At 53.2% G+C, this 5306-nt stretch carries 3 protein-coding genes; 2 read left to right on the plus strand and 1 reads right to left on the minus strand.

Annotated features, from left to right (window positions below):
- Both B3P58_RS13940 and B3P58_RS13945 read left to right on the plus strand, forming a co-directional pair.
- Window positions 1-2297: tandem-95 repeat protein (locus B3P58_RS13940; protein WP_286718371.1), on the plus strand; the 2297-nt coding region annotated here is incomplete at its 5' end.
- A gap of 108 nt (window positions 2298-2405) precedes the next feature.
- Window positions 2406-4886, plus strand: coding sequence for a hybrid sensor histidine kinase/response regulator (locus B3P58_RS13945; protein WP_286718373.1), 2481 nt, complete (start codon window positions 2406-2408; stop codon window positions 4884-4886).
- A gap of 3 nt (window positions 4887-4889) precedes the next feature.
- Here the strand turns inward: B3P58_RS13945 and B3P58_RS13950 are convergent.
- A partial coding sequence (locus B3P58_RS13950) for a sulfite exporter TauE/SafE family protein (RefSeq protein ID WP_286718376.1) occupies window positions 4890-5306 on the minus strand: 417 nt, incomplete at its 5' end.

The following is a 5306-nucleotide window of genomic DNA, read 5'->3' on the forward strand; positions in this document are numbered from 1 at the left end:
CGAAAACCCTGAATGAAGACAGCACTCTGAATGTGACGGTTAGTTCGACCGATGCCGATGGCGACAGTCTGACCTACAGTATTACCTCCGCTACCACCGAACTGGGCGCCAGCATCAGCGGCACCACCTTAACCATTGCTCCGCAAGCCGACTACAACGGTGCCGGCAGCATCACCGTACAGGTTTCCGACGGCGCCCTGAGCGACAGCACCAGCTTTAATGTCACCGTAGATCCGGTCAACGATGCCCCGGTCATAGACACAATTGCAGCCCAAACCCTGAACGAAGATGCCACGCTGGATATCACGTTAAGCGCCACCGATATCGACAGCGGTTCGTTAACCTACAGCATCACATCTGCCACCAGCGAGCTGGGGGCCAGCATCAGTGGCGCCACCTTAACCATTGCTCCGCAAGCCGACTACAACGGTGCCGGCAGCATCACGGTACAGGTATCTGATGGCACGCTTACTGACAGCAGCAGTGTTAACGTCACCGTAGATCCGGTTAACGATGCCCCGGTGTTTACTTCCACAGACAACGTTAATATCGCCAATGATGACATTCTGACCATCACACTGACCGCCACCGATATTGATACCGCTGCGGGCTCTCTGACTTTCGATCTGGTGAGTTTTGACAGCAGCAAGATCGACGGCAGTCTGAACGGCAGCACGCTGACACTGACGCCGGCTGCAGATACCAGCGGTGTCACCATGGTTGAAGTCGCTGTCAGTGATGGTGATATCACAACATCGCAGAGCATCAGCGTAAATGTACTGTCAGCCAGCAATCAGGCGCCGGTGCTTAATCCTCCGGCGGCGCTGACCCTGCTGCAGGAAACCAGCGCCGATATCACTCTCAGCGCTACCGATGCCGATAACAACAGTCTGACTTACAGCATCCTCAGCAGCAGCGCTGGCGTCTCAGCCAGCATCAGTGCTGACCAGCTCAGTATCAGTGCCGATAGTGGCTTTACCGGTACCGCCAGTATCAGTCTCAGTGTCAGCGACGGCCTGCTGACCGACAGCGCAATCCTGGCGATTACCGTATTACCGAAGTTCGAACTGCAGCAGAATGAAACCACACTGGGTAATGGTGACACTCTCAGCGCCGGGCTGAATTCAATCGGCCTTGCCCTCAGTGGCGGTGACGGCCAGCTGACAACCTCTGTGTTCTTTAATGGCAGCCAGCAGGACAACTTGCTCAGCTACGACAGCAGCACTCAGCGTTATTCTCTGGCCATGCCAACCAGTGGCGCCTTCGCTGGCACCTATACCCTGACCGTCAGCGACGGCAACGGCTTCAGCGCAACCTATTACATTGAACGTCCACTGCGGGTCATCACCAATGTAACGCCGACACTGGCCCTGTCGGCCAGCCAGACAGTTACCGTCGAAGGTGCTCCTGCCGCTACCCTGCTGTCTCTGTCCAGCAGTTCAGCAGAAGTTGCTTTCAGCGATGCCAGCGGCACGGCCCTGAACACCATCAGCGCAACCGATGATGCCGCAAACTTCAATGCCGCCACGGCGGTACTGACCTTTAATGCGGTCAGTAGCAGCAGCCAGCCGGTAATCACCGCGTCTGGCAGCAATCTGCCGGATGGCGAACTGGAACTGGCACTGCAGCCCGGCAGAACGGTACTGATCAGCGTCAGCGATCAGAGTACGCAAGCCATCAGTACTGCGGTTGCTGCTATTGCCGACAGCCGTTTTGAACTTTGGGGGCTGCCGTCTTCAGCCAGCGCAGACAACAATGGCAACATCAGCCTGCAATTGCCTCAGGAGAGCCTGCAGCTGAACATCAGTGCAGATGGTTATCTGAGTGCCGGGCTGAATCTGGACAGCGAACAAACCACGGCAACCGCGACGCTGACGGCACTGCAGTCGCCTTTCAGCCTTAACGGCATCGTTCAGGCCAGCGGTTTCGATTTCAGTACTGAATTGCCGCAGCTGACTCTGCTGTTTGATGATGACAGTCAGGAAGTACTTTCACTGAACAGCATCAGCAGCACCTCTGTCAGCTACAACTGGTTGGGTGACCTGAGTATAAAAACACCGCTGCAATTACAAATCCGGCATAGCAATATTGATCAGATAGCGACTACTATTAATACAACATTCAGCAGCCAGACCATCAATGTGACACTGGTTGCCAGTGCCCCACAGCCTGTAACGGAAGTGATTGTTGTCAGTTCCGGTGGTCCATCGGGCGGTGGTGCGCTCTGGTATTTATTATTGCTATACCCAATAATTGCCACGTTCAGGAACCGGTTTACACGGGCAGGTACCCTCTGATTGAGCCTGTCCCCGGAAAAAATAATCGACCGCACAGCGGTTGCAGATAGCAAGGATGCTTACGCAGGCTGTCTGTAATCAGGGAAGCGGCATAAAAAAGATTCTCATATGCTGCGTACTGCTGTTCTTACTGTATTACTGGCAAGTCTCTCGGCACTGTTCTCGGTGGCTTTGCCGGTTGCTGCCGAAAACACAGCAGATTCCCCTGCCGAGGTACTGTATTTAACCGATGACACCAGCCAGATAAACAGCGCCGGTGCTCTGTATTATCTCGAAGATCCGCTGGCTCAGTTATCCCTTCCCTATATTCTTGAGCAGAACATCCCGTTCCGTCTTTACCCTAAAGCCGCCTTTAATGAAGGCTTCACGGAATCTGCTTACTGGCTGAAGCTGAATATTGATGCCAGCCGGAGTGTAAAAACACGCTGGTTGCTGGAAATTAATTACCCTCTTTTGGATGTGGTTAATGCCGTCACCCATCGTGCAGGTGGCGCTCAGCTCAGTCATTACGAGCTGGGGGACCTGAATATTTTTTCACAGCGACCGGTATCGCACCGCAATTTTGTTATTCCCCTCGATTTCAGCACGGATAAACAACAGACGGTTTATCTCAACGTGCAGACCACCAGTTCCATGCAGGTACCGATCAGCCTCTGGGAAATTACCCACTTTGTTGAAAAGCGCAGTAACGAGCAATATGGGCTGGGACTTTATTACGGCATGATGCTGGTGATGTTCCTCTACAATTTCTTTTTGTGGCTGAGCATCCGTGACAGTAATTACCTGCTGTATATTGGCTATATCGCCTCATTTTCTGCCTTGCAGCTGGCAACCAGTGGCCTCGGTTATCAATTTATCTGGCCACAGTGGATATGGCTTGAGCAAATGGCCGTTCCCTTAACCATCGGTCTTGTCGGTGTTTTTGGCAGTGCCTTCACCCGTGCTTTCCTGCAGACCAGAATCCACGATCGCGTGGCCGATATTGCATTGCGTATTTGCCTGATCTTGTCAGCTCTTATCTGCCTGAGTTCGCTGGTCTTTGATATCGCGACCGTTATGAGCAGCGGCAAATTTGTAGTAGTCATTTTTCTGGTCACCGTTTTCTATTCTTCTGTAATGTCGCTACTCAAAGGACAGCATCAGGCCCGTTATTTCCTGATTGCCTGGGTATCGCTGATTGTCGGCGGCATGATCACCATTTCCATGATGCTGGGGTATTTACCCAATAATTTATGGACCACTCATGCCAGTAAAATCGGCAGTGCTCTGGAAATCGTTTTACTGTCCTTTGCCCTTGCTGACCGTATCAAAATTCTGGAACGGGCCAAAAATCATGCTGAGGCCGTGGTCAAAAAAGAACTTGAAGAACGGGCCGTGCGGCTGGCTGAATCCAATCGCCTGAAAAATGATTTCCTTGCGACAATCAGCCATGAGTTCCGTACACCACTTAACGGCATACTGGGATCGCTGGAACTTGCGGCCGACGAACATGGCAAGCCTCTGCTCAGTTCTCTGCAGGACGCACGCAGCAGCGCCAGAGATATGCTGGATCTGGTCGATAACGTTCTGACCTATACCGAGCTGCAGGCCGGTAACCGTATTCTGTCACCGGAAACCATTGAACTGGCGCCGATGATCCGCACCGCCGCCGACTATGTCCGTCAGCAATGTCAGGATAAGCATCTGACTTTTGAGCTGGTGCTGCAGCCGGGGCTGCCTAATCATATCCGTGCTGATATTAAGTGCATCCGTCATGCACTTAAGGCGCTGCTGGAAAATGCCGTTAAATTTACTCAGGAAGGTCAGATTCGTGTTGAAGTCGGCGTCAGCCAACACGATCAAAACACCAGCCTCGATGTCCATATCAGTGACACCGGTATCGGTATGACCGAAGCCGAGCTGAGCCGCGTACAGGACTATTTCTGTCAGGGAGATGCTTCCGATCAGCGTCGTTTTCAGGGACTGGGCATTGGCCTGTCACTGGTACGAGCCGTTTGTCATTGCATGAAAGGCAGTCTGAATATCAACAGTGCAAAACACCGTGGCACTCAGGTTCACCTGCACCTGCCGGTACAGGCGCTGGGCAGCAGTGAAGTCCGTCTGGTTAAAAACCGGGTAGAAGCCGTTGATACAACGCCTATCGAGAATATCCGCGGCCGTGCTCTGGTTGTTGAAGACAACACCATCAATCAGCGCGTTCTGAATTCAATGTTAAGCCGTCTGCAACTGAAAGTGGATGTTGCAGATAACGGTGAAAAGGCACTGGAGCTGCTGAAAGCCGAGCGTTCCTATCGTTACGATCTGATCTTTATGGATTGCCAGATGCCGGTCATGGATGGTTTTGAAGCAACCCGGATTCTGCGCGCCAGCCACCTCAGCGAGCGCCATTCTCCGGTTATCGCGGTCACGGCCAACGCTATGTCCGGCGATCAGCAACGCTGCCTTGATGCCGGAATGAACGATTACCTGAGTAAGCCAATCAGTCTTGATCAGATCCGTCTGGTTGTGCAGAAATGGTTACCCGCCGATGCTGGCCGGGATGAAACAACAGGGCTGAACACCACAACCAAAGTACAGAAACCCGGCTGATGATCAGAGCGGGCCAAGCAACAGCTTCAGGCCCACAATCAGGGTGACCAGTTCATAAAGGCGTTTAATGGTCAGGTTACCCGCCTGAATCGACGTGTGTGCACCCAGATATCCGCCCACCAGTGAGCCGGCGACCAGTGCCGGTATCCAGCTCCACTGCACCTCGGCCATGGCACTCATAGTCAGAGCCCCGCTGCCGTTCCAGCCTAACCCGACCGCAACCAGTGTCTGCGCCACCGCGGTTTTGTAATCCAGTCCAAACCAGTACACCAGCCACAGGGTGACAAACAAACCACTGCCGGCCGACAAAGCCCCATTGGCAAAACCGATCAGTAACAGCACCAGTGCACCAACCGCAAAACCGGCCTTACTGCGGTTACGCCCGTCTTTATGCAAACCCAGCTGCGGCTTAAACCAGGA

It is taken from the genome of Thalassolituus sp. UBA2009, assembly GCF_002335285.1.
GTDB classification, from domain to species: Bacteria; Pseudomonadota; Gammaproteobacteria; order Pseudomonadales; family Oceanobacteraceae; genus Venatoribacter; species Venatoribacter alkanivorans.